This is a genomic window from Ruegeria sp. Ofav3-42 (assembly GCF_022347725.1).
GTDB lineage: Bacteria > Pseudomonadota > Alphaproteobacteria > Rhodobacterales > Rhodobacteraceae > Ruegeria.
Genome location: NZ_JAKRGB010000002.1, coordinates 327,221 through 351,877, shown reverse-complemented (window position 1 = coordinate 351,877; position 24,657 = coordinate 327,221). Strand labels below are relative to the sequence as shown.

Sequence of the window (24,657 nt, the reverse complement as noted above, 5' to 3'; positions counted from 1 at the left end):
GAAATCCGGCTTGATTCTACCCGTGGCCCGGTGCATCACGACCCCATGCTGATTTACAAGATTTTCCGTGCCGACGAATGGGCAACGCTGCAAGCGCAAGGCGCATCAGATGGGGCACCGATTGATGTTTCCGACGGGTATGTGCATTTCTCGACGGCTGAACAGGCCGAGGAAACAGCCGCCAAGCACTTCGCTGGTGTCGAGGGGCTGACCCTGCTGGCCTGTGACGCCGACGCGATGGGTGATGACCTGAAATGGGAGGTTTCGCGGGGTGGCGCATTGTTCCCGCATCTTTACCGGCAGATCAGAATGACAGACGTCGTCTGGTCTTGCCCCTTACCCTTTGACGGAACCGCGCATCAGTTTCCGAAGGATATGAAATGACCGCCTTCATCGACCCGGAACGCGCACAGTTCGAGGCGTTTAAGGGGTTGGATCGCGACCACCCGATCGAGATGCTGAATCTGGTGAAGTTTCGGGACGAGGCCGAGTATCCCGCAGATCACGAACTTGCAGGCGCGGGTCTGACCGGCGCGCAGGCTTATGGCAGGTACGGGGCTGAGACCGCACCGATCATTGCCCGTCTGGGTGCCTCGATCCTGTGGCGCGGCGCGTTTCAGACGACGCTGATCGGACCGCAGGACGAAGTGTGGGACGAGGTCTTCATCGCCCGCTATCCCACGGCGCATGCGTTTCTGCAGATGGTGACGGACCCGGACTATCAAAAAGCCGTCGTCCACCGACAGGCGGCCGTGGCGACTTCGCGCCTTATTCGTTGTGCCCCTGCCCGGGGCGGAGAGGCTTTTGGATGAACCTGATCGAAAAACTGGGCCTGAGCGCCCTGCACCGGATGGACCCCGAGACCGCTCATGGGCTGTCTATCAAAGCACTGAAGGCCGGGCTGGCCCCAACGCCGGGGCTGGTTACGTCGTCTCGACTGCGCACGCGTGTTGCGGGACTGAACCTGCCGAACCCGGTGGGTCTGGCCGCAGGGTTTGACAAAAACGGAGAGGTTCTGGCTCCTCTGTCACAGGCCGGGTTTGGCTTTATCGAGGTGGGTGCCGTTACTCCGCGTCCACAACCTGGCAATCCCAAGCCCCGCTTGTTCCGCCTGACCGAGGACACCGCCGCCATCAACCGTTTCGGGTTCAACAACGAAGGTATGGAGGTCATGGCGCGCCGTCTGGCCGACCGTCCCAAAGACGCGGTTATCGGTCTGAATCTTGGTGCCAACAAGGACAGCGATGACCGCCCCGGCGATTTTGCCAAAGTGCTGGCCCATTGCGCCGATCATCTGGATTTCGCCACGGTTAACGTCTCATCACCGAACACAGAAAAGCTGCGCGATCTTCAGGGCAAGGCCGCTCTTGGCGCTTTGCTTGGCGGCGTGATTGAGACGCGCAACGCTTTGTCCCGACCTTTGCCGATCTTTCTGAAGATTGCCCCGGACCTGACCGAAGCCGAATTGCAGGATATCGCCGATGTGGCGCGTGAAACGGGCGTGGACGCGGTGGTTGCCACCAACACCACCCTGTCCCGCGACGGTTTGCGTAGCGTCCACAAGGATCAGGCGGGTGGACTGTCCGGTGCGCCTTTGTTCGAGAAATCGACCCGTGTTCTGGCACGTCTAAGTCAACTGACCGACGGGCAAATCCCGTTGATTGGGGTCGGTGGGATCAGCTCTGCCCAGCAGGCTTATGACAAGATTTGCGCCGGAGCCTCCGCCGTGCAGTTCTACACGGCAATGGTCTACGGTGGCATATCTTTGGCCGCTGAAATTGCACGGGGGCTGGACGAATTGCTGACTAAGGACGGATTCACATCGGTCGAACAGGCCGTTGGCAGTAAACGAGAGGATTGGCTGTGATCAAATACTGGCACAACCCGCGCTGTTCAAAATCCCGCGCCGGTCTGGCGCTGCTGGAAGAAAACGGCGCATCGGTCGAAGTTCGCAAGTATCTGGAGGACGCGCCATCCGCAGATGAGCTGCGCACAGTTCTTTCGCAGTTGGGCATTCCTGCAACCGAATTGATGCGCACCGGAGAGAAACGATTCAAGGAATTGGGCCTGACCAAAACCATGTCCGAGGATGAACTGATCAAGGCGATGGCAGCAAACCCGATCCTGATCGAGCGCCCACTGGCCATTGTCGGGGACAAGGCCGCAATCGGTCGCCCGCCGGAGAACCTGTTGGCGCTTCTTTAAGCGATCCGAGCTTCCAGCTTGGGGTAACGCCACCCCAGCGTGACCCCACGCGCGATGTTCAGGACCATCAGCGCAGCCCACAAACCATGGTTGCCGAAGGTAGGAACCAGAAGGAACAGGGCCACCACATAGATCGCAACGGTTTGGATCATCGCATTTCTCATTTCACGGGTCCAAGTCGCGCCGATGTAAATGCCATCAAGCATCCAACTGGCCACGCTGATGACTGGTGCCAGCACAATCCAGAACATGAACTCGCGCGACGCGACGCGGACTTCGGGCGAAGTTGTCATCAAATCGACAAGTGCTGGTCCTGAAGTAAAGTAGACCGCAGCCAAAACGAAAGCTCCGCCAACACCCCATTGCGATGCCATGATCGAAGCACGCCGCACTTGTGATCGGTCACGTGCCCCGACGGCGCCGCCCACCAGGGCCTCGGCAGAGAAAGCAAAGCCGTCCAGGGCAAAGGCCGTAATCTCAAGAAATTGCAGCAGCACCTGATTGGCTGCCAGATTGACGTCCCCCAAATCGGATCCGACGAACAAAAACGTCGTGAATGATCCGGTCAGCAGCACGGACCGCACCATGATGTCACCGTTTACTTGCATCATCCGGCGCAGGCGGGCGGCGTCGAAAATCCTTGGCCAATCACGCCATTGGTTTCCGCTGAACGCGTCGCGACACAGCCAAAGGCCAAGCGCCAGTCCGGTCCACTCGGCAATCAGCGTCGCGATGGCGACACCTTCAACACCCCAGCCAAGACCAAGAACGAACCAAAGGTCCAACAGGATGTTGAGCCCGTTCATCCAGACCTGCAGGACGAAAACACCGCGCGTGCGTTCTATCGCGATCAGCCACCCGGTTACGGCATAAAGGCCAATAGTCGCGGGTGCGCCCCAGATACGAATTTCAAGGTAGGACCGCGTCAGCGCTTCGACTTCGGGGCTTGCCGGCGACAGCGCGAACGCCCCCCAGAACACCCAGATTTGCGTTAAGATAAAGAACAGGCCCGCGGTCCCACCCAAAAGCAGGCCGCGCATCAACAGGGCTCCGGTTTCGGCTGTGTCCCCTGCCCCACGCGCCTGAGCTGCGAGCCCCGTGGTCCCCATGCGCAGGAACCCAAAGACCCAGTAGATCGCCGAAAGAATGACCGCGCCCATGCCAACGGCACCGATTGGGGCGGCCAGCCCCATCTGCCCGACAACGCCGGTGTCTACCGCTCCCAGAATCGGAACAGTGGCATTGGACAGAACGATCGGTGCTGCAATCTTGAGCACCCGCTTATGCGTGATGGGTGCCGAAGCGTCTTGCATCTTTCCTTACTTGTCGGCGGGTTTGGGCTGCGGCATCAGAAAATGCCCGGACGCCTGTGCGAAGAGCCGCGAATGATTGTCCTGCCATGCCTCAACACGCACCGAAGCATAACGCCGCCCGGCCCGGCTTATGAATGCCCTGGCGTAGGCATCACGCGGCAAACCCGACCTCAGATAGTCAACTGTGAAATCGACCGTCTTAGGAAAACGCACGGTTTCATAGCCAGCGATGTCGCTGGCTTCCAGCTCACCGCTCTCAATCTTAGGAAGGAAAAAATCCCAGCTCAGCGTGATGACGGCTGTGACCTCGAGAAAGGCCGCTGTTACCCCGCCGTGCAGCGCAGGCAACAAGGGGTTCCCGATCAGCTTTTCGTCGAAGTTCAAAACGCCGGTCAATTCATCACCCCGACGGTCAAAGCCGATATCGAGGAACCGAATGTACGGCACGCCTTCGACAATCGCATTCAACGCTGCATCTCGGCGCTGTTTGACGACCTGAACGGGCTCGGGACGAGGACGCGCCATCACAAACCCTCCACAGTGAATGAACCCGCAGCGGTCGCCACCGGAAGGCCCTCATCTTCGTCCATCGCCGTGGCACGGACGAAAGCGACATTCCGCGTGATGTGATAGCAGGTCGCGTGCGTCGTGATGGTCTGCCCCGGTGTCGCAGCCCGCATATAGTCGATCCGCAGGTCAATCGTCGCAGTACCGCCAGGGGCGGAAGGATGGCTCATGACCGCCGCGCCGCAACAGGTATCCAATGCTGCAAAAACCGCGCCGCCGTGAATAACTCCGGTGCGCGGATCACCGACCAGCTCTTTGCTATAGGGCATTGAAATCCCCGCCTCGCCATTGCCGATTGTGGTCAGCTTCAAACCCAATGCCCTGGCATGCGGGATCGCCTCAATGAACTGGCGCGCAATTGCGGCTTTGTCGACCATGTACTTGAATCCGTTCTTTTGGTTTATCCCTTTATGAGCCTGTGTCCGCCAAAAGAGCAAGCCCACCGGTTGCGCTTGCCGCAGACAAAACATAGGCTGCGGCAGAGGAGATCAGGAATGTCCGACAACCGTTTGTCATTCAAAGAGATGTGTGCTGAGTACGACGTGACTCCGCGTACCCTGCGCTACTATGAATACATCGAACTGCTTCAGCCCGACCGGGAAGGCAGGTCGAGATTTTATGGCCCGAGGGAATGCGCGCGTATGACCTTGATCCTGCGCGGTCGCAAATATGGGTTTTCGCTTGAAGATATTCGGCAGTGGCTGCTGATCTATGAAGACGAAGGCAACGAGGTCCAAATGCAGGCCTTTGTTGACGTTGCGGACAAACAGATCGTTGAGCTGAACAAGCAAAGACAACAGCTGGACGAGGCGATCGAGGCTCTGACCCAGATGCGCGATCAGACGGCCAAATCGCTGGATTGATTCCCACCCCGTCGCCTTTTGGCACTTAGAAAGTGGCGCGGATTCCGGTTGCTTCGGGTGCACCTTAAGGTGCGCCGGCTTCTTGGTGCGCCTCACCTCGCTCAGAGTTCCGTTACGTCAAACCTGAAAAAAGTCGGCAATCCGCGCCTTGACGCGTGAGGATGTTACGTAAACTTAATTTGTGACGCAGCGTTCGCATTACGTGAACGTCATCTACGTGTTGTAACGTGCGCATCGACTGCGCACCTGACTTTCCTAGACGCCAGTGACGAGAGTGCTAAGACCATGACCGAAGATCTGATGACCATCCGCGAAATGTGCGAGACATATGATGTCACGCCGCGCACCTTGCGGTTCTACGAAGCCAAGGAGCTTTTGTTTCCTATCCGTGAAGGCCAAAAACGGCTGTTCACCAAAAGCGACCGTGCTCGCCTGAAACTGATCCTGCGCGGCAAGCGCTTTGGCTTCAGCCTTGAGGAAATCCGCCAGCTTCTGGACCTGTATCATGTGGGCGACCAGCAACTGACCCAGATATCCCGCACCTACGAAATCGCGTGCGAACGTCTGGAGGACATGGAAGCGCGCCGCGAAGAGCTGACACAGGCAATCGACGACCTGAAAGAGCAGTTGCGCTGGGGCGAAAAAGTTATCGCATCGATGAAACAAGACAAAAAGGCTGCCGAGTAACCCCCTCGCCTGCCTTCCACCCGGACATATGAATTAAAGGGAGCTTCACATGCCCGTCTACAACGCGCCAACCAAAGATACGCAGTTCATCCTGCACGATGTTCTGAAAGTCTCGGACTCCGATATTCCGGGCTATAATGAGCTTGAAGCCGAATTCACCGGCGCTGTTCTGGAAGAAGCGGGCAAGGTCGCCACCAACGTTCTGCTTCCGCTGAACGTGGTTGGGGATACCGAAGGGTGCCGTCTGGAAAATGGGGTCGTCTACACGCCTTCAGGATTCAAGGAAGCCTTCGAACAGGTGAAGGAAGGTGGTTGGACCGGTCTGGACATGCCCGAGGAATATGGCGGGCAGAACATGCCCCACGTCATGGGGACGGCTGTTGGCGAAATGTTCTCGGCCTCGAACACCGCGTTCACCATGTACCAGGGCCTGACGCACGGCGCAGCATCGGCCATTCTGGCGCACGGAACCGACGAGCAGAAGAACAAGTTCCTGCCGAACATGGTCAGCTGTGAATGGACTGGCACCATGAACCTGACCGAGCCGCATTGCGGCACCGATCTGGGCCTGATGCGTACAAAGGCAGAACCGCAAGGCGACGGCAGCTACAAGATTTCCGGTCAGAAGATCTTTATCTCGTCTGGCGATCACGACATGGCGGAAAACATCATCCATCTGGTGCTGGCCAAGATCCCCGGCGGCCCGGACGGCATCAAAGGTGTATCGCTGTTCATCGTACCCAAATTCATGGTCAACGAGGATGGCAGCCTTGGCGCGCGCAACGCGGTCTCGGTCGGCAAGATCGAAGAGAAGATGGGCATCCACGGCAACTCGACCTGCGTGATGAACTATGACGGTGCGACCGGTTATCTGATTGGTGAGGAAAACAAGGGCATGCGCGCCATGTTCACCATGATGAACGAAGCGCGTCTGGGCGTGGGCATGCAGGGTCTGTGTCAGGCGGAGATTGCCTACCAAAACGCCGTAGAATACGCCAAGGATCGCCTTCAGGGACGTGCGGTCACCGGTGCGGAAAATCCCGAAGGGCCGGCAGATCCTCTGATCGTACACCCGGATATCCGCCGCAACCTGATGGATCAGAAAAGCTTCACCGAAGGAGCACGGGCGTTCATCCTTTGGGGCGCGACTTTGCTGGATCGAGTCCACAGGTCCGAGGACGAGGATGCCGACGGCCTGATTTCGCTGCTGACCCCGGTTATCAAGGGCTTCCTGACCGATCAGGGTTACGACATGACCGTTCAGGCCCAACAGGTCTACGGCGGTCACGGCTACATCGAAGAATGGGGTATGTCGCAATACACCCGCGACGCCCGCATCGCGATGATCTACGAAGGTGCGAACGGCGTACAGGCGCTGGATCTTGTCGGCCGTAAGCTGGCTCAGGATGGCGGCAAGCACGTCATGGCCTTCTTTGAGATGGTCAAATCTTTCTGCAAGGAAAACGGCGGCAAGGACGAAGCCTATGACAAGGCCTTTATCGAACCGTTGAAAGCTGCGTCCAAAGATCTGCAGGCCGCTGGCATGTACTTCATGCAGGAAGGCATGAAGAACCCGAACAACGCCCTGTCCGGTTCCTATGACTTCATGCACATGTTCGGCCATGTCTGCCTGGGCCTGATGTGGGCGCAGATGGCCAAAGCCGCGCAAGAAGCTCTGGACGGTGGGGCCTCGGACAAAGAGTTCTACGAGACCAAGATCAACACCGGCCGCTTCTACATGGCGCGCCGCCTGCCCGCCACGGCGATGCACCTTTCGCGTATCCAAACTGGCGCGGACACTGTCATGGCTCTGGACGCGGCAAACTTCTGATCTCAATCTGGGTCCGGGTAACATTGCCCGGACCCAGCTTACCGGAGAAACCACATGCCAAAACGTTTTCGCCTGACCCGCCGCTTTCCCGTCGCAATGACCGAGGACGGGTATCGCAAGCTCAAGGCGTTCGCGCGCGAGGCTGGTTTGGACGAAGGTGAGGCACTGTCGTTTCTGTTCGAGAATTTCAACAGCGTGATCAACGAGGATAACCTGACCCACCGCCTGCGCATCTTCAATTCGGAACTGGATGATCGCAAGCGGTAAAAGCATCAGCCACCTTCAATCAGGTGGGCGTGTTTTCAGAAAGACAAACCCTAATGGCGCTTAGCCTTATGGTTCATCTTTCTCGAAATACGCGAAATTAGACTTCGCACCATGCGCCTTGGGAGGGGCGATCACATGACAATCAAACTTCATTGCTTCGGAGAAAGCGGAAATAGTTACAAGGCTGCTCTGGCGCTGGAAATGTCCGGGCTGGAGTGGGAACCGGTCTTTGTCGACTTTTTCAAAGGCGCAACCCGCACGCCCGAGTTTCGCGCCGAAGTGAATGAAATGGGCGAAGCACCAGTCCTGATCGACGGTGATTTCCGCACAAGCCAGTCTGGCGCCATTCAGACCTATGTGACTGAGAAGTCAGGTAAGTTCGGTGGCAAGAACCGGGAAGAGAATTACGACGTTCTGCGCTGGGTGCTTTGGGACAATCACAAACTCAGCTCGATGGCCGGCCTGACCCGCTTCCTGATCAATTTCCTCCCGGAACAACACCGCAACCCAGATGTAATAGCCTTCAACCAAGGGCGTTTGAAGGCCGCGTATCAAGTGCTGAACGATCATCTGGACGGCCGCGACTGGATCGTTGGTGACGGCGTAACCAACGCCGATCTCAGCTGCTGCAGCTATCTGTATTACCCCGAACCATTCGGATTTGACCGCGCCGACTGGCCCCATATCGATGCCTGGCTGACGCGTCTCAGCGAACAGCCCGGCTGGAAACACCCCTATGACCTGATGCCCGGCAACCCGTCGGATCGAGCTTAAGGAGAAGACCCATGACCGAAGCATATATCTATGACGCCCTGCGCACCCCGCGCGGCAAGGGCCGCAAGGATGGCAGCCTGCACGAGGTAACCTCGGTGCGCCTGTCCGCCCTGACCCTGAACGCGATGAAAGAGCGTAACAACCTCGAAGGCCACGCCGTAGAAGACGTGATCTGGGGCAACGTCACGCAGGTGATGGAGCAAGGCGGCTGTCTTGCGCGCTCGGCAGTTCTGGCCTCTGATCTGGATCAGTCGATCCCCGGTCTGGCAATCAACCGTTTCTGTGCCTCCGGCATGGAAGCTGTGAACCTCGCGGCAAACCAGGTCAAAGGCGGCGCGGGCGACGCTTACATCGCTGGCGGTGTCGAGATGATGGGCCGTGTGGCCATGGGCAGCGACGGTGCTGCGATTGCTGTCGACCCCTCGCTGGCGATGGAGACCTACTTTGTGCCGCAGGGCATCTCGGCCGACATCATCGCGACCGAGTATGGTTTCTCGCGCGATGACGCAGATGCTCTGGCTGTTGAGTCACAAAAACGCGCTGCGGAAGCATGGGCTGACAACCGGTTCGAAAAGTCGGTCATCACGGTCAAAGACCAGAACGGCCTGACCATTCTTGACCGCGACGAATACATGCGCCCCGGCACCGACATGCAGAGCCTGGGTGCGCTGAACCCGTCGTTCCAGATGATGGGCGAGCAGATGCCCGGCTTCGACAAGGTTGCGATGCTGAAATACCCGCATCTTGAGCGCGTGAACCACATCCACCACGCAGGTAACAGCTCGGGCATCGTGGACGGTGCGGCTGCTGTTCTGATCGGAAACAAGGAATTCGGTGAGAAATACGGCCTCAAGCCGCGCGCGCGCATCAAGGCAACCGCCAAGATCGGTACCGACCCGACCATCATGCTAACCGGCCCGGTTCCGGTGACCGAGAAAATTCTGGCCGACAACGGCATGAAGATCAGCGATCTGGACCTGTTCGAAGTGAACGAAGCCTTCGCCTCGGTCGTGCTGCGGTTCCAGCAGGCATTTGATGTCGATCCGGCGCTGGTCAATGTGAATGGCGGCTCGATCGCGATGGGCCACCCGCTGGGCGCGACCGGTGCGATGATCATCGGCACGCTGCTGGATGAGCTGGAGCGTCAGGACAAGGAGACCGGTCTGGCGACGCTCTGCATTGCATCCGGCATGGGCGCTGCAACCATTATCGAGCGGGTCTGATGCCCAAGCTGGATCTCTCTCAGATCCCGTTCAAGGGCGGCTCGGCCTATCCCGGCAAGCTGGCCGATGCGACCGCGGGTCGTTTCGTTCAGCGCGTCGGTGATGCAGGCGGGCTGTCCCAATACGGGGTCAACATCGTGCGGTTGGAACCGCAAGGCATGTCTTCGCTGCGCCATTACCATATGGAGCAGGACGAATTTGCCATCATGCTCAGCGGCACCTGCGTGCTGATCGATGACAATGGCGAGCATCAGATGCAGCCCGGCGATTGCGCCGCTTGGCCCGCAGGTGAGGCCAACGGCCACCACCTTGTGAACAAAACCGATGCGCCCGCAACCTTTCTGGTGGTGGGCACGCGGACCCCGACCGAGACCGGCTATTACAGCGACATAGACATGATGGTGAAGGATGATGAGAACGGATTCTCCTTCACCCGCAAGGATGGCAGCCCGCTGACGGCTGACCAGATTGGAGATGACAATGACTGATTTCACTCTGAGCAAAGACGCGGATGGCGTCGCCATTATTACCTGGGATGTGCCCGGGAAAACCATGAACGTGATGTCATTTGACGGGCTTGCACAGCTTAGCGATCAGATCGATCAAGCGCTAGCTGATGACGATGTCAAAGGCATCATCATCACTTCAGGTAAAGAAGGCTCCTTCGCTGGCGGCATGGACCTGAACCTGCTGGCCGTGATGAAGGAACAGGCGGGCGACAACCCGGCCAAAGGTCTGTTCGAGGGCACGATGCAAATGCACGCCCTGCTGCGCAAGATCGAGATGGCGGGTATGGACCCCAAGACCAAGAAGGGCGGCAAGCCGATTGCCACCGTTCTACCCGGCACCGCTGCGGGCATCGGTATGGAACTGCCGCTGTCCACACACCGCATCTTTGCGGCCGAAAACCCCAAGGCGAAATACGGCCTGCCCGAGATCATGGTCGGCATTTTCCCCGGCGCGGGAGGCACCACGCGGATGGTCCGCAAGGTTGGCGCCATCGCTGCGGCTCCGCTGTTGCTGGAAGGCAAGATGCTGGACGTCAAGAAAGCCAAAGGCGCGGGCTATATCGACGAGATCGCAGCCGACCCGATGGCTGCAGCCAAGGAGTGGGTGCTGAACGCCAAGGACGCCGATTTGGTCAAACCGTGGGATGCAAAGGGCTATAAGATGCCCGGAGGTGCCCCCTACCATCCCGCAGGCTTCATGAACTTCGTCGGTGCCTCGGCGATGGTGAACGGCAAGACCCAAGGCGCATTCCCTGCGGCCAAAGCTTTGTTGAGCGCGGTTTACGAAGGAGCCCTGGTCGATTTCGACACTGCTCTGAAGATCGAAGCGCGTTGGTTCACCTCGGTTCTGATGAACCCGTCGTCGGGCGCGATGATCCGTTCGCTGTTCCTGAACAAGGAAGCGCTGGAAAAAGGCGCTGTGCGTCCTACAGGCGTTCCCGATCAGTCGGTCAAGAAGATCGGCGTTCTGGGCGCAGGCATGATGGGTGCTGGTATCGCGCTGGTGTCGGCTCAGGCCGGTATGGAAGTGGTTCTTGTGGACCGCGACCAGGAAGCTGCGGACAAGGGCAAGGCCTATACCGAGACCTATCTCGACAAGGGCATGAAGCGCGGCAAAGTCACGGCTGAGAAGAAAGAGGCCATGCTGGCCCGCATCACCGCGACCCCGGATCTGGACAACCTCAAAGGCTGTGATCTGATCATCGAAGCGGTCTTCGAGGACGTGGGCGTTAAGGCCGAGATGACCAAGAAAGTCGAGGCGATCATCCCCGAGGATTGCATCTTTGCCTCGAACACCTCGACCCTGCCGATCACCGATCTGGCCAAAGCATCCGTGCGTCCGGATCAGTTCATCGGCATCCACTTCTTCTCGCCGGTCGAGAAGATGTTCCTGGTCGAGATCATCAAGGGCAAGGAAACCGGTGATCGTGCGGTGGCCAAGGCGCTGGACTATGTGCGCCAGATCCGCAAAACGCCAATCGTGGTCAACGATGCGCGCTTCTTCTACGCCAACCGCTGCATCATTCCCTACATCAACGAAGGTCTGCGGATGATCACTGAGGGCGTCAGCCCCGTACTCATCGACAACGCCGCACGTCAACTGGGCTTCCCCGTTGGGCCGATCCAGCTGAACGACGAAACCTCGATTGATCTGGGTGCCAAGATTGCCCGCGCAACCAAAGCCGCGATGGGCGACGCCTATCCCGAAAACCCGGGCGATGATCTGATCTTCTGGATGGAAGAAGAAGGTCGTCTGGGCCGCAAGGCGAATGCGGGCTTCTTCGACTATGACGAAAAGGGCAAGCGTACCGGGTACTGGAAGGGCCTGCAGGAGAAATACCCGCATGCCGAAAACCAGCCCGACCTGATCGAGGTTCAGGAACGTCTGATGTTCGCGCAGGTTCTGGAAGCGGTCCGCGCGCTGGAAGAAGGCGTTCTGGAAGACATCCGCGAAGGCGACGTGGGCGCGATCCTTGGCTGGGGCTTTGCTCCTTGGTCGGGCGGCCCGCTCAGCTGGCTGGATATCATCGGTACGCCATACGCGGCCGAGCGTTGTGATCAGTTGGCAGCGCAGTATGGCGAACGTTTCGCCTGCCCGCCGCTGCTGCGTGAGATGGCGGACAAAGGCCAAAGCTTCTATGGCCGCTTCGACCCCGAAGCAAAAGCTGCCTAAACAAATTGACGCTGGTGCGGAAAACCGTGCCAGCGTCATTCTTTAAGAAACAGCTTTAATGAAATCAGATTAACGGAGCAGGTCGCCCTGGCCGCCCGGGTCGACGCGCGCCTCTGACAGGTCGCGCCGGGAAAATCGGGTTCTGCATAATCGGTGCAGGCAACGCGCCCAGCGAATTAGCCAGAACTGCAATGTCCCTGCTATGCGCCACCAAATTGATCAAATCTGCCGTCTGCTCGGCGTCGACAAGCTCGTATGAGGCGGTCTGAGGCAGGTTGCGTGTTCCAAACCGTCCCGCAGGGCAATATGCGCGCAGACCGCCTTCGATGTAGATCACTTCGTCCTGTTCAAAGAACAGCGAACAGACGTCAAAGAAGGACGCAGGTGTACCGGATGTAAGACGGAACGTTCCGTTTAAAAGCCGCGCAGGAACAACCGGCATGCTGATGGGCAGCGTTATTGGACCCCGGCTCAGCTTGGTGTTGTCCAACGCCACGCCCTGTTCCGGCATCAGCCAAACCGAGCGTCCGTTATACAGCGTATTCGACGGCACCCGAACAGGCAGATTTTCTGTTCTGTTTTCGTTAGCCGGGACTGAGATGCGATCCGTCGAAACCCGGCAAACTTCCCTGAAGCCATTGTCCAGTGTTCGGACAAGATCGCCAGCCTGCAGCCGTTCAACAGGCTTCCACCCACGGTCCGTTGCAACTTTTGTTCCGTGAATAAACCCACCTCTGCGCGCATTCAGGGACACCGGAGGACTGTCATGCCTCTCATTGCCCGGAACAACTGAATAACCCAAAACACTCTGTACTTTTAACACGTGCCGCACCCACTTTTGACACAAACCAACTACGAAAAACGATTAACACATCACGTACATACAAGACTTATTTTTGACACATTGGGGCCCAATTTGGGTCGATAAAGCCTCAAAAGCCCACATAACCCCGAACAACCCTGCACAAAAATTCAAAATTGGCGGTAAATTGGAAACTATGAATTCCGAGTGCAAGTGACGCCCTACCCGATTCTGGCAATCTGGCTAAATGCGGCCATTGCAATTAGGATGCGAGGCTAAAACCAACTTTCGTCGGCTGTCTGGTGGCTACGTCAACCCTAGGCGCGGGTAAATTCGGCAAAGCTCATCAGGGGACATCCGTGTTCTTCAGGCAGCGCCTGAAGGCGAGTTGCGCGAAAACGCTAAGCCGCCTCAGGTCGGGCTGCCTCGCGCCCGGCGCGCCACCCCAACAAAGCACCTGCTGTTGCTATAAGCCCGATCCCCGCGATTTGCATCGCCCCTATGGCCTGCCCGAATGCCACCCAGGCAAACAACGGGCCAAAGATCATGACCGAGTATTCAAAGACGGCAACATACGACGGCTCGCCGACCTGGTAAGCCTTGATCAACATGAAAACCGCAATCGTGGATCCGACCGCCTGTATCGCGACCCATGGTAAAGCGGGCTGCATCTGCCAGACCCAGCCCCGCGTCGCAAAGCCGTCTGGACCGTCGGGCGCAGCCATCGGAAACACCTCCAGAACCACAAGACCGATAGCCCCTGCCAGACCAAGCGTGACGATCATCGCCGCCAATAGCGCGACGGTGCTTTCACCGGAGCAATGGCTGCGCGTGATCACCGCGCTCAGGGCGTAAAACAAACCTCCGGCGACGGGCAGCAAACTACGGGCATCGAACTCATACGGGTTGAGCTGCAGCACGCACAGGATACCCGCAAAGCCAAGCAGCACCGCCAGAATGCGCCACGGCCCAATCCGTTGCTTCATGGCTAGGGCCGAAATCAGAAGCACGAATATGGGCGATGTGAAAAGGCCCGCCAGCGCCTGAGCAATCGGCATGACTGCAAGCGAGGCGAAATAGAACAGCATGGCCAATGTGATCAGAACACTGCGTAGTATCACCGGGCCAAACCGTTTGGGGCGCATCCCGCCCAGGCCAAGCAACGACAAGGCAAAAATCAGCGGCAACATCAGCAAAGCGCGGCTCAGGTGGAATTGCCACAAACCAATTGAGTCGGCCAACAGGATCACCACATTGTCTATCACACCGATAATCGCCATCGCGCTGATCATCAGAATTGAAGCCAGTATCGGTGAAGTCTGAGTGTCCGCCTGCATCTTTCGCCCCGATATCGCATTGGTGCACGGCAATCCGATTTTCCGCGCGTCGTGATATCCAGCACATTTACCGATTGCCACGCAACAGGTTTGCGCCCTTTGAATTTACCATGTTAAGCTGGGTCAAAATAATCACGAGCAAACCTCACCTTGATGACGGCACTGAAACAGTACCAACGGATCGAAGCCACCGGTCTGTGGCGCCCCTCGCCCGACGTTCAACGGCGCGAGGTCGTGGTGTCCATTGGCGAAGCGACGCTGACGATTTCGGACTTTAACGACCGGGCGCTGACTCATTGGTCACTGGCGGCTTTGGAACGGCAGAATCCGGGTGAGTTTCCGGCCATCTTCAACCCAGACGGAGATCCGGACGAGACGCTTGAGCTGGAAGAATCCGAGACCACAATGATTGGGGCGATCGACCGTCTGCAAAAGGCCATCGACCGGTCGCGGCCGCATCCCGGCAGGTTGCGCTGGCTCAGCGTTGCGGGCGTGGTTGCCGCTGTCGCTGCGTTGTTGTTGCTTTGGGTGCCGGCCGCGTTGCAAAGCCATGTTGTTTCCGTTGTCCCAGACATCAAACGCAAGGATATCGGTGACGCGATTTTGCACCGGATCGAACGGGTTTCGGGTGCCGCATGCGCATCCGAGGATGCGCAAATGGCACTGGATCAACTGGCGACACGCACAGGCGTTCGTGAAATCGTCATCCTGCCCGCCGGGGTTCAAAATAGCCTCAGCCTGCCGGGTGGGATCATCCTGCTGAACCGGTCGTTGGTCGAAGACCACGAAGATCCATCCGTCGCAGCAGGGTACATCATCGCTGAACGCGCACGTGCAGCCGCACAAGACCCCATGGATGAATTGCTGGACCGCACTGGTGCCACCACGGCATTTCGCCTGTTGACGACCGGAGAACTAACGCCCGAGATCGTCGACGCCTATACCGAGCAGGTACTGACTGAGCCGCGCCCGTCCCTACCGGATGATGATCTGCTGGCTGTTTTTGCCCAAGCGGCGCTGCCCTCTACACCCTACGCTTACGCTGTAGATGTGACAGGCGAGACGGTTCTGGGCCTGATCGAAGCCGACCCGATGGCGGGCCGCCCCCTTCAACAGGTACTGCCGGACCGGGATTGGGTCCGGCTGCAGAATATCTGCGGCGAATAGGCCGGATTACTTAGTGCCGAACATCCGGTCGCCGGCGTCGCCCAATCCGGGCATGATATAACCCTTCGAGTTCAGCTCGCGATCCAATGACGCTGTGACGATGTTCACGTCAGGATGCGCCTCTTTCATCCGAGCCACACCTTCGGGCGCGGCCAACAAGCAGAGGAAACGGATATCGGTGGCCCCGGCCTCTTTCAGCAGATCAATCGCCGCAGCCGAGCTGTTGCCGGTGGCCAGCATCGGATCAACCGCGATGACCAGACGGTCCTTCAGACCTTCAGGCGCTTTGAAGTAATACTGCACCGGCTTCAGCGTTTCTTCGTCGCGGTACAGTCCGACAAATCCGACACGCGCTGAAGGGACCAGCTCCAGTACCCCGTCCAACATGCCATTACCGGCCCGCAGGATCGACACCAGCGCCAGTTTCTTGCCCGCCAGAATGGGGGCGTCCATTTCCTCCATCGGGGTTTCGATGTGGCGGGTGGTCAGCTTCAGCTCGCGTGTGACTTCATAGGCCAGCAAGAGGGTAATTTCGCGCAGCAACTGCCGGAAGACGGCGGTTGAGGTGCCCTTGTCCCGCATGAGCGTCAGTTTGTGCTGCACCAGCGGGTGGTCGACGACGGTCAGGTGTTCGCTCATGTTCTCTCCAGTCTTTTCTTGACCCGTTCGCGGGTATCATCATCGCAGAAGGCCGCGTTCAGGGCCGTGTCATTCAGCGCAGCGAAGTCCTCGGCGTCCCAGCCGAAGGCTTTGCCCAGCATCTCATATTCACGCCGCATCGAGGTATGGAAAAACGGCGGGTCATCAGTGGAGACGGTGACATTGACGCCGTGGTCGCGCAGCCGGGCAATCGGATGCGCCGCAAAATCGGGGAACAGGCCCAGAACCACGTTGGAACCGGGACAGACTTCCAGAGTAACCTCGCGGTCGACGAGCTCGTGAACCAGATCAGGGTCTTCAATGGCGCGAACACCGTGGCCGACCCGTTCGACTCCCAATTCGCGGACCGCATCGCGTACACTTTCCGGGCCGCCGAACTCTCCGGCATGGGTGGTCAGGCGCAGCCCGGCTTCGCGCGCGCAGTCAAAGGCCCATTTGTAGTCGCCCTGAGTGCCGACGGACTCGTTGCCGCCCATTCCAAACCCGGTGATCCAGTCACCCGCTGTTTCGGCGGCGCAATAGGCGCTTTGTTTCGCCTGTTCTGGTCCGAAATGGCGGACACAGGTGACAACACCGCGCAGAGTGATGCCGAACTTGCGCTCTGCCTCGTCTGCAGCATCCTGAATGGCAGTCAGGTAGTCACGCCAGGCGTGCAGATCACCGCCACCGCAGAAATCGGGGCTGAGGAAGGTTTCGGAATAAACCACTCCGTTGGCTGCGCTTTCTTCCAGAATGGCCAGCGTCAGACGCCGGAAATCCTCGGGCGACTTCAGCACTTCGCACGCGGCTTCATACACGCTGAGGAAATGCGCAAAGTCGCGGAAATCATAACTTCCATCAGGTTTGAAGATACCGCTCAGATCGATTCGTTTTTCATGCGCAAGCTGACGGATAAAGGCGGGCGGGGCCGCGCCCTCGTGGTGTAGGTGCAGCTCGATTTTGGGCAGGTCTGCGACATTCATAGAAAAGTCCTTCCCGGCCCTTGCGCCGGAATATTGAGGTGGTGTGCGATGCTGGCGGCGACGTCTGCGAAGTTGACGGAACCAATTTGGCCTGCTCCCTGCCCGGCAATCAGAACAGGCACTTGTTCGCGCGTATGATCGGTACCAATCCAGCTTGGATCATTGCCGTGATCTGCAGTTAACAGCATAAGATCCCCCGGGCGCAGTTTGCTCAGGATCACGCCGATTTCGCGATCAAACCACTCCAGCGCACGGGCATAGCCGCTGATGTCACGACGGTGACCGTAAAGGCTGTCGAATTCAACGAAATTGGCGAAGGTCAGGCTGCCCTCCTCGGCCTCATCGACCAGATCGGACAGGTGCCCCATCAGTTCGGCATCCGAGCCTTTGCGCAGCGTATCGATCCCCTGCATCGAGAAGATGTCACCGATCTTGCCCACCGCATGAACTCGACGGCCCGCATCCTGCACCCAGTTTGTCAGAACTGGCGCGGGGGGCAGGATCGCGAAATCCTTCCGGTTTGTGGTGCGGGTGAAGCCCTCTTCGGGTGAGCCGATAAATGGTCGCGCGATGACACGGCCCACCTTCATATCGTGCAGGCGCGGGGCGAGGGCCTTGCACATGTCCAGCAGACGGTCGAGGCCAAAGCTCTCTTCATGCGCCGCGATCTGAAACACGCTGTCGGCAGACGTGTAGCAGATCGGCCAGCCGGTCCGCATATGTTCGGCCCCCAACTCTGCAATGATGGTGGTGCCCGATGCGTGGCAGTTGCCGAGAATGCCGTCGGTCCCGGCTGCTTCGGCAGCGGTGTGGCTCAGATCGGCCGGGAAAGACGGCGTGGATTCCGGGAAGTAATGCCAGTCCCATGGCACGGGCAGCCCGGCCAGTTCCCAATGGCCCGAGGGCGTATCCTTGCCCGGCGAATACTCGCGCGCGCAGCCCCAAAGCCCGGTAGGTTCCGCGTCCAACCCCGGAGTTTCTGCACCCGAGGCGAGCCGCGTTGCGGCACTCAACCCGAGTGCCTCCAGATTGGGCAGGCGCAGCGGGCCAGATCGCCCCTCTTCGGCCCGCCCTTCGGCGCAGGCCTGCGCGATATGGGCCAGCGTGTTGGCACCAGTATCTGGGGTCTCGCCATTAAAGAACCGATCCGCGTCCGGCGCGCCGCCGATGCCGACCGAATCCAGCACCACAAGAAACGCGCGGGTCACGGCGTGATCCTTTCGTGGACGAGCGTGGGTTCAGTCGGGGCGTCGCTGCCAATCGTGACCGCCTTCAGAACTGACTCCGCCGCTTGTCGCGCGGCGTCTTCACGAGCGGCATGAATCACCGCCAGAGGTGTGCCCTTTTCGACTTTATCACCCAGACGAACAATGCCGGACAAGCCAACCGCCGGGTCGATCACGTCATCCTCGACCTGTCGACCACCACCCAGTGCAACGACTGTCAGGCCCAGTGCTTCGCCGTCGATGGCCGTAATGTATCCGTCAGTCGGAGCGGTAACTTCAAGGATCACACTGGCTTCGGGCAAGAAACGCGACCAATTGTCGACAAATTGCATCGGGCCGCCCACAGCTGCCATCATGCGCCCGAACCGCTCGGCGGCACGACCATCGCGGATGACGTCGGTGATCTTGTCGCGCCCCTCGTCCGGGGTGGAGAACATGCCAGCATCGGCGAGCAAAACCCCACCCAGTTCAGCCGAGATTTCGGCCAGCGGCGCATAATGCGCCTGCGTCAGAACCTTCATCACCTCGGCCACTTCCAGCGCGTTACCCAGTGCAGGTGCCAAAGGTTGGTGCATATCTGTGATCACGGCAGATGTCCGGCATCCCGCAGCGTTCGCGGTTTCCGACAGCGCCTTCGCCAATTTGCGCGCATCCTCAAGCGTCTTCATGAACGCACCACTGCCAACCTTGACGTCCAGCACCAAAGCCTCGGGGCTGGCGGCCAGTTTCTTGGACAAGATTGAGGCCGTGATCAGGTCCAGGCTTTCGACCGTCGCCGTCACGTCCCGGATTGCGTACAGACGCTTGTCCGCCGGGGCGATCTGCCCAGTGGCACCCACAATGGCAGCACCAGTTTCGCGCAGAATTTGCGTCAGGCGGTCCTGCCCGATCTGAGTACTGACACCAGGGATCGCCTCAAGCTTGTCCAACGTTCCACCAGTATGGCCAAGACCCCGGCCCGAGATCATAGGGACATAAGCACCCAACTCGGCCAGCGCCGGTGCAAGCACGAGGCTTACGCTGTCCCCGACCCCTCCGGTCGAGTGTTTGTCGATCACCGGGCCATCAAAGTCCCAGCTCAGAACGTCTCCGCTGTCGCGCATCGCGACGGTCAAGTCCGCACGCCCCGGTGCACCAAGCCCGCCCATGCAGACGGCCATGGCAAAGGCCCCTGCCTGCGCGTCGCTGACGCCACCATCAGCCAAACCTTGCGCGAACCAATTCAACTCATCGCCGGTCGGCACGTCGTTCCGGCGCAGTTTTGCAATGATTGAACGGGCGTCCATGGGGTCAGACGTCCTTCATGTGTGAGGCGTCGAAAGCGCCTGGCAGTAGATCGCCGATCGTAGTAACGAATTCAGCACCGCCGACTGTCGCAAGGGTCACTTTGACCTCACGCTTACCAAATTCGGCCAGCTTCTGTCTGCAGCCGCCGCACGGAGGCACCGGTTGCGGGCTGGAAGCAACCACATAGACCTCGGACAACTCCTGCTCGCCCGCCGCAACCATCGCTGCGATTGCTCCGGCCTCGGCACAGGTGCCTTCCGGATAGGCTACATTTTCCACGTTACAACCGGAATAAACCTCGCCGCTTGCGGAACGGATCGCGGCACCAACTTTGAAGTTGGAATACGGCGCGTAGGCTTTTTCCCGGACAGACAGCGCTGCATCTTTCAAAGTCATGGCGATTCCCCATTTTTGATCAACTGGTCAGAAAACCATACCCTAATTTAAAACGCCCGGGGAGTTGAAGCCCCGGGCGCAAGATTCCTGAGCTAAATTTCACCTATCTCAGCTTGGTATTGAACGTCCCCGGCAGGGTGACCTCAAGTAATTCGACATCATCCGAGGGATCGGACAGCCGGGTGCGCATTCCCGGTGGTATTACGAAAGCATCGCCTTGTTCCAAGCGGAAGGGATCCCGCCCTTCGCCTTCCAGCGTCACCTCGCCATTCATGACAAAGGTAAAATGGATATCCGTGTCATGAGACGCCCAAACCGGATCGCCCTGCCCTTTGCGCACAACTTGTACCCCGGCAACGCCTTTGGTGTTGTCGGCAATCGTGGTGTCGCGGCAGACATAGCCCGGTAAGCGGAACGGCCCCCAGTCTGCCCCCTCGGCTTTGTTGTAGACAAAGCGCTGGCCCTGCCATTCGCGATCCGGGCGGTAGTGAGGTGTCGGCAACGCCATCTCATGATCGATTTCGGTGACGTGTTCGGCGGGCACCCCGATTTCGATCACCTGAACGTTGTCTGATGCCTCCAGAACGCGGTGGCGAATTTCGGGCGGCTGAATAAAGCAATCTCCTGCCGTCAGGCGTAGCTTGTCGCCCTGATCCTCGTAGACAACGTCCACCCAGCCGTGAATGCAGAAAATCAACTGAAAACCGACCTTGTGGAAATGCACCATGTCCGGAACCGGACCGCCATCAGGGATGCGGATGTGGCTGGCGATGATCGAGCCACCCAGCCGGTCCGGTACCAGATCGCGGTAATGCATCCCGGCCCGCCCGATGATCCATGGCGCCTGATCCTTGAGCCTGCGCACGACGAAGGAGTGCACAGTGTCAGGCATCACCATCGGTGGGTTCAGTTCGTCAATCTCGACCCGAGTACCGTTTGGCGCAGTCAAAACGCGCTGCCCGCTGGCGAAACCGTCAGGGTCCTCTGTCAGAATACGGATCGTCCCGGCCGCTTCGGGCGCGTTTTTTTCGACCCGAAGGCGCAATCCATGACCCGAGAATACGGCAACGCGGGGATCATCGGCGGGATAGATCATGTCCATCCTCATGCCCAGGACCTTGGTGAAAAACGGGATGTCGTCGCGCAGCTCGCTTGTTGGCAGGCGGATTTCAGCGCGCGTCTGGCTGTTGCTTGGGCTCGAAGTCATTCAATGTCTCTTCGCTATCGGATTTTGGCCATCCGATCAGAACAGAGGCCAAAATGCCAATCGAAAAGAACATCTCAAGCGTTTCTTCCAGCACAACAAAACGTACCATCATGGTTGCGGACAAATCCGCGCTGTAGATTCCGGAAACTTCTTCAAGAAGCTGGGCAACAACAGCCAACATCCCCGTCAGGACAAAAATAACGAAGAAAGGGGCGCGGCGCTTAACGGCCCGCCACGCGTTTGGCACGCCATGCCAGACAACACCACCGATAACGAGCGCGGCCAGAATGATCCGGACCAGCGTCATGTCAAGCAGGTTGTCCAAGCCACTCAGCACCCAATATGGCATGCTGTCCGCCGGGTAGATGTCCGCCTCAAGCTCGCGCTCGGCCAGCAGAAGGCACACCAACGCGATGTATAGACGGTTTACACCGGGATAACGCCAGAGGGCGGCGACACCAGCCGCGAAAAGCGCAGCGGCAGAGACCGTTTCGAACAATCCCCCCTCTTCGTTCAATGCCAGGGCTTGAATCGGCCAGATACTGACTGCACTCAGGACAAGAAGAGCTGCAAGCAAAACAATCGCGTAAACGAAACGCTCTGGGCCAACGGAAATCTGGCCTGCCGGGAAGGCGGTCCCAGCCTGGAATTCATCTTTATAGCTCATTTATATCTGCCGGTGCTCGATAGGTCTGGAGTGGGTCCAAAGTTGCCCGAATGTAAATTTTATATGAGAGCTTTCAACCGGAGCCCGGAAGAGTTTTATCAAACTGTTGCAAAATGACGTAACGTAGCCAAATCGAGAAGAATAGTTTAACACTAAATCAAATTTCCGAAGGAGTTGAATCGCCGATGTCCGATACACCCAGCCTGCGGCAGGCAGCGCTTGACTATCATGCCCATCCGAAGCCCGGTAAGCTTGAGATCAAGGCCACGAAACCGATGGCGAACGGCCGCGATCTGGCGCGCGCCTATTCGCCGGGCGTCGCGGAGGCCAGCCTCGAGATCAAAGCAGATGCCTCCAACGCAGAACTCTATACCGCACGCGGTAACCTTGTGGCCGTAGTCTCAAACGGAACAGCGGTGTTGGGACTGGGCAATATCGGTGCGCTGGCGTCCAAACCGGTGATGGAGGGCAAAGCGGTCCTGTTCAAAAAGTTCGCCGGGATCGACTGCTTTGACATCGAGGTTGATCAACCTGATCCGGAAAAACTGGCGGATATCGTTTGCGCCTTGGAGCCGACCTTTGGCGCGATCAACCTGGAAGACATCAAGGCACCAGATTGCTTTGTCGTGGAAAAACTGTGCCGCGAACGGATGAACATCCCGGTATTTCACGATGATCAGCACGGCACCGCGATTGTCGTGGGTGCGGCAGCCAAGAATGCGCTGCACGTTGCCGGCAAGAACTTCGAAGACATCAAGGTGGTTTCAACCGGTGGCGGCGCTGCGGGTATTGCCTGCCTGATGATGCTGGTCAAACTGGGGGTCAAACGCGAGAACATCTGGCTGTGCGATATTCACGGGCTTGTTTACGAGGGCCGCGAAGAGGACATGAACCCGCACAAGGATCAATTCGCGCAGAAATCGGACCTGCGGACATTGGACGACGTGATTGGCGATGCCGACCTGTTCCTGGGCCTCAGCGGCCCGAACGTCCTGAAACCCGAGATGGTTGAGAAAATGGCCAAGCGCCCGATCATCTTTGCGCTGGCCAACCCAACCCCGGAAATCCTGCCACAAGCAGCGCGTGAGGTTGCGCCGGATGCGATCATAGCAACAGGCCGCAGCGATTTTCCCAATCAGGTCAACAACGTGCTGTGCTTTCCCTTCATCTTTCGAGGGGCGCTGGACGTAGGCGCGACGGAAATCAACGATGAAATGCAGATCGCCTGCGTGGATGGGATCGCCGAAATGGCCCGGGCCACGACCAGCGCCGAAGCGGCAGCGGCCTACAAGGGTGAGCAGCTGACTTTCGGCCCCGACTACCTGATCCCCAAGCCCTTTGACCCGCGCCTTGTCGGCGTCGTGTCCTCATCCGTCGCCAAAGCCGCGATGGACAGTGGCGTCGCCAAACGCCCGATCGCCGATATCGAAGCGTATAAAGAGAAACTGAACCAGACCGTGTTCAAATCCGCCCTTCTTATGCGCCCGGTTTTTGAAGCTGCCGCTGTGGCCTCTCGCCGGATTGTGTTTGCCGAAGGTGAGGATGAACGGGTTTTGCGCGCCGCTCAGGCAATTCTCGAGGAAACGACCGAGACGCCAATTCTGATCGGCCGTCCAGAGGTGATCAACGCACGATGCGAGAAGCTTGGCCTGACGGTTCGCCCCGGCAAAGACTTCCAGATCGTGAACCCGCACGACGACCCCCGGTATTATGACTACTGGAATTCCTACCATCAGCTCATGCAACGCCGCGGTGTCACGCCAGATCTGGCCAAGGCGATCATGCGCACGAACAACACCGCCATTGCGGCGATCATGGTGCACAGAGGCGAGGCGGACAGCATGATCTGCGGTACGTTTGGCGAATACCGCTGGCACCTGAATTACCTCGAGCAGGTTCTGGACGACGGCGATCTGCGTCCGCACGGAGCACTGTCGCTGATGATCCTCGAAGACGGGCCCTTGTTCATCGCCGATACCCATGTTCGGCAACTGCCCACACCCGAAGAACTGGCCGAGACCACAATCGGTGCGGCGCGTCACGTGCGCCGTTTCGGGATCGAACCCAAAATCGCCTTCTGCTCGCAATCGCAGTTCGGAAATCAGGCCGAAGGGTCCGGGAAACGGTTGCGGGGGGCATTGGAAATCCTTGATTCCGAACCTCGCGATTTCACTTACGAAGGTGAGATGAATCTGGATCTGGCCCTCGACCCTGAACTTCGGTCGCGGATCTTCCCGAATTCGCGTCTGGAAGGGGCCGCCAATGTTCTGATCTTTGCCCACGCCGATGCTGCCAGCGGAGTGCGCAACATCCTCAAGATGAAGGCCGATGGTCTGGAGGTTGGACCGATCCTGATGGGGATGGGCAACAAAGCTCATATCGTGACACCATCCATAACAGCGCGCGGGTTACTGAATATGGCGGCGATCGCGGGCACCCCGGTTGCGCATTACGGTTAGTTAACCAGCACACAATTCAAAGGGCGCCGATACAGGCGCCCTTTTTGATTCTGGCGGCCGATCAATATTTGCACG

26 protein-coding genes are annotated in these 24,657 nt (G+C 58.6%); 14 read left to right on the top strand and 12 right to left on the bottom strand.

Going from position 1 to position 24,657, the window contains the following annotated elements; all coding sequences use genetic code 11:
- Positions 1-45 precede the first annotated feature (45 nt).
- From MHN28_RS04515 to arsC, 4 genes are read left to right on the top strand one after another with little or no spacing between them, the layout of a single operon-like run.
- Entirely contained in the window at positions 46-384 is a 339-nt protein-coding gene (locus MHN28_RS04515) for a DUF952 domain-containing protein (RefSeq protein WP_239336411.1), read from the top strand.
- Positions 381-812, top strand: coding sequence for a DUF1330 domain-containing protein (locus tag MHN28_RS04510; RefSeq protein WP_239336409.1), 432 nt, complete (start codon positions 381-383; stop codon positions 810-812). The genes MHN28_RS04515 and MHN28_RS04510 overlap by 4 nt, the downstream gene beginning before the upstream one ends.
- Positions 809-1,867, top strand: coding sequence for a quinone-dependent dihydroorotate dehydrogenase (locus MHN28_RS04505; protein WP_239336407.1), 1,059 nt, complete (start codon positions 809-811; stop codon positions 1,865-1,867). The genes MHN28_RS04510 and MHN28_RS04505 overlap by 4 nt, the downstream gene beginning before the upstream one ends.
- Positions 1,864-2,205: an arsenate reductase (glutaredoxin) gene (gene arsC / locus MHN28_RS04500; protein ID WP_239336405.1), complete on the top strand. Its 342-nt coding sequence runs from the start codon at positions 1,864-1,866 to the stop codon at positions 2,203-2,205. Before MHN28_RS04505 ends, arsC begins: the two co-directional genes overlap by 4 nt.
- Here arsC and MHN28_RS04495 read toward each other — a convergent pair.
- Genes MHN28_RS04495 through MHN28_RS04485 form a run of 3 tightly spaced genes read right to left on the bottom strand, consistent with a single transcriptional unit; the run spans position 2,202 to position 4,462 of the window.
- Positions 2,202-3,518, bottom strand: coding sequence for an MATE family efflux transporter (locus MHN28_RS04495; protein ID WP_239336403.1), 1,317 nt, complete (start codon positions 3,516-3,518; stop codon positions 2,202-2,204). The two genes, arsC and MHN28_RS04495, sit on opposite strands and share 4 nt — an antisense overlap.
- Positions 3,519-3,524: 6 nt before the next feature.
- Positions 3,525-4,043, bottom strand: a complete 519-nt coding sequence (locus tag MHN28_RS04490; protein WP_239336401.1) for a PaaI family thioesterase — start codon at positions 4,041-4,043, stop codon at positions 3,525-3,527.
- Positions 4,043-4,462 (bottom strand): PaaI family thioesterase, encoded by a 420-nt coding sequence (locus tag MHN28_RS04485; protein WP_239336398.1) that lies wholly within the window; start codon positions 4,460-4,462, stop codon positions 4,043-4,045. Before MHN28_RS04485 ends, MHN28_RS04490 begins: the two co-directional genes overlap by 1 nt.
- A gap of 117 nt (positions 4,463-4,579) precedes the next feature.
- Between MHN28_RS04485 and MHN28_RS04480 the strand changes: the two genes are divergently transcribed.
- The 8 genes from MHN28_RS04480 (at position 4,580) to MHN28_RS04445 (ending at position 12,412) form a co-directional block, all read left to right on the top strand.
- On the top strand, positions 4,580-4,948 hold the full coding sequence (locus MHN28_RS04480; protein WP_239336397.1) for a MerR family DNA-binding transcriptional regulator: 369 nt from the start codon (positions 4,580-4,582) through the stop codon (positions 4,946-4,948).
- 285 nt (positions 4,949-5,233) lie between these two features.
- Positions 5,234-5,635 (top strand): MerR family DNA-binding transcriptional regulator, encoded by a 402-nt coding sequence (locus MHN28_RS04475; protein ID WP_170417747.1) that lies wholly within the window; start codon positions 5,234-5,236, stop codon positions 5,633-5,635.
- A 49-nt stretch (positions 5,636-5,684) separates the two neighbouring features.
- The gene (locus MHN28_RS04470) at positions 5,685-7,466 is read left to right on the top strand and encodes an acyl-CoA dehydrogenase C-terminal domain-containing protein (protein ID WP_239336394.1); all 1,782 of its coding nucleotides are present in this window, start codon (positions 5,685-5,687) and stop codon (positions 7,464-7,466) included.
- Between the two features lie 54 nt (positions 7,467-7,520).
- Positions 7,521-7,733, top strand: a complete 213-nt coding sequence (locus MHN28_RS04465) for a hypothetical protein (RefSeq protein ID WP_170417753.1) — start codon at positions 7,521-7,523, stop codon at positions 7,731-7,733.
- A gap of 135 nt (positions 7,734-7,868) precedes the next feature.
- Positions 7,869-8,507 carry a glutathione S-transferase family protein gene (locus tag MHN28_RS04460; protein ID WP_239336391.1) on the top strand — a complete coding sequence of 213 codons (639 nt, stop codon included), beginning with the start codon at positions 7,869-7,871 and terminating at the stop codon, positions 8,505-8,507.
- 11 nt (positions 8,508-8,518) lie between these two features.
- The gene (locus MHN28_RS04455) at positions 8,519-9,730 is read left to right on the top strand and encodes an acetyl-CoA C-acetyltransferase (RefSeq protein ID WP_239336388.1); all 1,212 of its coding nucleotides are present in this window, start codon (positions 8,519-8,521) and stop codon (positions 9,728-9,730) included.
- Positions 9,730-10,218: a cupin domain-containing protein gene (locus MHN28_RS04450; protein WP_239336386.1), complete on the top strand. Its 489-nt coding sequence runs from the start codon at positions 9,730-9,732 to the stop codon at positions 10,216-10,218. Before MHN28_RS04455 ends, MHN28_RS04450 begins: the two co-directional genes overlap by 1 nt.
- A complete protein-coding gene (locus MHN28_RS04445) occupies positions 10,211-12,412 on the top strand; it encodes a 3-hydroxyacyl-CoA dehydrogenase NAD-binding domain-containing protein (protein WP_239336383.1) in 2,202 nt (733 codons plus the stop codon). Before MHN28_RS04450 ends, MHN28_RS04445 begins: the two co-directional genes overlap by 8 nt.
- A 64-nt stretch (positions 12,413-12,476) precedes the next feature.
- On the opposite strand, the gene MHN28_RS04440 is transcribed toward MHN28_RS04445, so the two are convergent.
- Positions 12,477-13,235, bottom strand: coding sequence for a Hint domain-containing protein (locus MHN28_RS04440; RefSeq protein WP_239336379.1), 759 nt, complete (start codon positions 13,233-13,235; stop codon positions 12,477-12,479).
- Between the two features lie 380 nt (positions 13,236-13,615).
- The gene (locus MHN28_RS04435; RefSeq protein ID WP_239336370.1) at positions 13,616-14,551 is read right to left on the bottom strand and encodes a DMT family transporter; all 936 of its coding nucleotides are present in this window, start codon (positions 14,549-14,551) and stop codon (positions 13,616-13,618) included.
- A 153-nt stretch (positions 14,552-14,704) separates the two neighbouring features.
- Between MHN28_RS04435 and MHN28_RS04430 the strand changes: the two genes are divergently transcribed.
- Positions 14,705-15,718 carry a hypothetical protein gene (locus MHN28_RS04430; protein ID WP_239336368.1) on the top strand — a complete coding sequence of 338 codons (1,014 nt, stop codon included), beginning with the start codon at positions 14,705-14,707 and terminating at the stop codon, positions 15,716-15,718.
- Between the two features lie 6 nt (positions 15,719-15,724).
- Here the strand turns inward: MHN28_RS04430 and upp are convergent, their stop codons facing one another.
- The 7 genes from upp to MHN28_RS04395 form a co-directional block, all read right to left on the bottom strand.
- Entirely contained in the window at positions 15,725-16,357 is a 633-nt protein-coding gene (gene upp, locus MHN28_RS04425; protein ID WP_058274218.1) for a uracil phosphoribosyltransferase, read from the bottom strand.
- On the bottom strand, positions 16,354-17,340 hold the full coding sequence (locus tag MHN28_RS04420; RefSeq protein ID WP_239336366.1) for an adenosine deaminase: 987 nt from the start codon (positions 17,338-17,340) through the stop codon (positions 16,354-16,356). Before MHN28_RS04420 ends, upp begins: the two co-directional genes overlap by 4 nt.
- A complete protein-coding gene (locus MHN28_RS04415; RefSeq protein ID WP_239336364.1) occupies positions 17,337-18,548 on the bottom strand; it encodes a phosphopentomutase in 1,212 nt (403 codons plus the stop codon). Before MHN28_RS04415 ends, MHN28_RS04420 begins: the two co-directional genes overlap by 4 nt.
- A complete protein-coding gene (locus MHN28_RS04410) occupies positions 18,545-19,852 on the bottom strand; it encodes a thymidine phosphorylase (RefSeq protein ID WP_239336363.1) in 1,308 nt (435 codons plus the stop codon). Before MHN28_RS04410 ends, MHN28_RS04415 begins: the two co-directional genes overlap by 4 nt.
- A gap of 4 nt (positions 19,853-19,856) precedes the next feature.
- Complete coding sequence (locus MHN28_RS04405) at positions 19,857-20,249, bottom strand: cytidine deaminase (RefSeq protein WP_239336362.1); 393 nt, start codon at positions 20,247-20,249, stop codon at positions 19,857-19,859.
- 103 nt (positions 20,250-20,352) lie between these two features.
- Positions 20,353-21,456, bottom strand: a complete 1,104-nt coding sequence (locus MHN28_RS04400; protein ID WP_239336360.1) for a cupin domain-containing protein — start codon at positions 21,454-21,456, stop codon at positions 20,353-20,355.
- Complete coding sequence (locus MHN28_RS04395; protein WP_239336358.1) at positions 21,419-22,123, bottom strand: hypothetical protein; 705 nt, start codon at positions 22,121-22,123, stop codon at positions 21,419-21,421. Before MHN28_RS04395 ends, MHN28_RS04400 begins: the two co-directional genes overlap by 38 nt.
- Positions 22,124-22,308: 185 nt before the next feature.
- On the opposite strand from MHN28_RS04395, the gene MHN28_RS04390 reads away from it, so the two are divergent.
- Entirely contained in the window at positions 22,309-24,582 is a 2,274-nt protein-coding gene (locus tag MHN28_RS04390) for an NADP-dependent malic enzyme (RefSeq protein ID WP_239336356.1), read from the top strand.
- Positions 24,583-24,657 lie beyond the last annotated feature (75 nt).

Coding starts and splice junctions, on each gene's coding strand:
- MHN28_RS04515 (WP_239336411.1), top strand. CDS start 46: ATGCTGATTTACAAGATTTTCCGTGCCGACGAATGGGCAACGCTGCAA.
- MHN28_RS04510 (WP_239336409.1), top strand. CDS start 381: ATGACCGCCTTCATCGACCCGGAACGCGCACAGTTCGAGGCGTTTAAG.
- MHN28_RS04505 (WP_239336407.1), top strand. CDS start 809: ATGAACCTGATCGAAAAACTGGGCCTGAGCGCCCTGCACCGGATGGAC.
- MHN28_RS04495 (WP_239336403.1), bottom strand. CDS start 3,518: ATGCAAGACGCTTCGGCACCCATCACGCATAAGCGGGTGCTCAAGATT.
- MHN28_RS04490 (WP_239336401.1), bottom strand. CDS start 4,043: ATGGCGCGTCCTCGTCCCGAGCCCGTTCAGGTCGTCAAACAGCGCCGA.
- MHN28_RS04485 (WP_239336398.1), bottom strand. CDS start 4,462: ATGGTCGACAAAGCCGCAATTGCGCGCCAGTTCATTGAGGCGATCCCG.
- MHN28_RS04480 (WP_239336397.1), top strand. CDS start 4,580: ATGTCCGACAACCGTTTGTCATTCAAAGAGATGTGTGCTGAGTACGAC.
- MHN28_RS04475 (WP_170417747.1), top strand. CDS start 5,234: ATGACCGAAGATCTGATGACCATCCGCGAAATGTGCGAGACATATGAT.
- MHN28_RS04470 (WP_239336394.1), top strand. CDS start 5,685: ATGCCCGTCTACAACGCGCCAACCAAAGATACGCAGTTCATCCTGCAC.
- MHN28_RS04465 (WP_170417753.1), top strand. CDS start 7,521: ATGCCAAAACGTTTTCGCCTGACCCGCCGCTTTCCCGTCGCAATGACC.
- MHN28_RS04460 (WP_239336391.1), top strand. CDS start 7,869: ATGACAATCAAACTTCATTGCTTCGGAGAAAGCGGAAATAGTTACAAG.
- MHN28_RS04455 (WP_239336388.1), top strand. CDS start 8,519: ATGACCGAAGCATATATCTATGACGCCCTGCGCACCCCGCGCGGCAAG.
- MHN28_RS04450 (WP_239336386.1), top strand. CDS start 9,730: ATGCCCAAGCTGGATCTCTCTCAGATCCCGTTCAAGGGCGGCTCGGCC.
- MHN28_RS04445 (WP_239336383.1), top strand. CDS start 10,211: ATGACTGATTTCACTCTGAGCAAAGACGCGGATGGCGTCGCCATTATT.
- MHN28_RS04435 (WP_239336370.1), bottom strand. CDS start 14,551: ATGCAGGCGGACACTCAGACTTCACCGATACTGGCTTCAATTCTGATG.
- MHN28_RS04430 (WP_239336368.1), top strand. CDS start 14,705: ATGACGGCACTGAAACAGTACCAACGGATCGAAGCCACCGGTCTGTGG.
- upp (WP_058274218.1), bottom strand. CDS start 16,357: ATGAGCGAACACCTGACCGTCGTCGACCACCCGCTGGTGCAGCACAAA.
- MHN28_RS04420 (WP_239336366.1), bottom strand. CDS start 17,340: ATGAATGTCGCAGACCTGCCCAAAATCGAGCTGCACCTACACCACGAG.
- MHN28_RS04410 (WP_239336363.1), bottom strand. CDS start 19,852: ATGGACGCCCGTTCAATCATTGCAAAACTGCGCCGGAACGACGTGCCG.
- MHN28_RS04405 (WP_239336362.1), bottom strand. CDS start 20,249: ATGACTTTGAAAGATGCAGCGCTGTCTGTCCGGGAAAAAGCCTACGCG.
- MHN28_RS04400 (WP_239336360.1), bottom strand. CDS start 21,456: ATGACTTCGAGCCCAAGCAACAGCCAGACGCGCGCTGAAATCCGCCTG.
- MHN28_RS04395 (WP_239336358.1), bottom strand. CDS start 22,123: ATGAGCTATAAAGATGAATTCCAGGCTGGGACCGCCTTCCCGGCAGGC.
- MHN28_RS04390 (WP_239336356.1), top strand. CDS start 22,309: ATGTCCGATACACCCAGCCTGCGGCAGGCAGCGCTTGACTATCATGCC.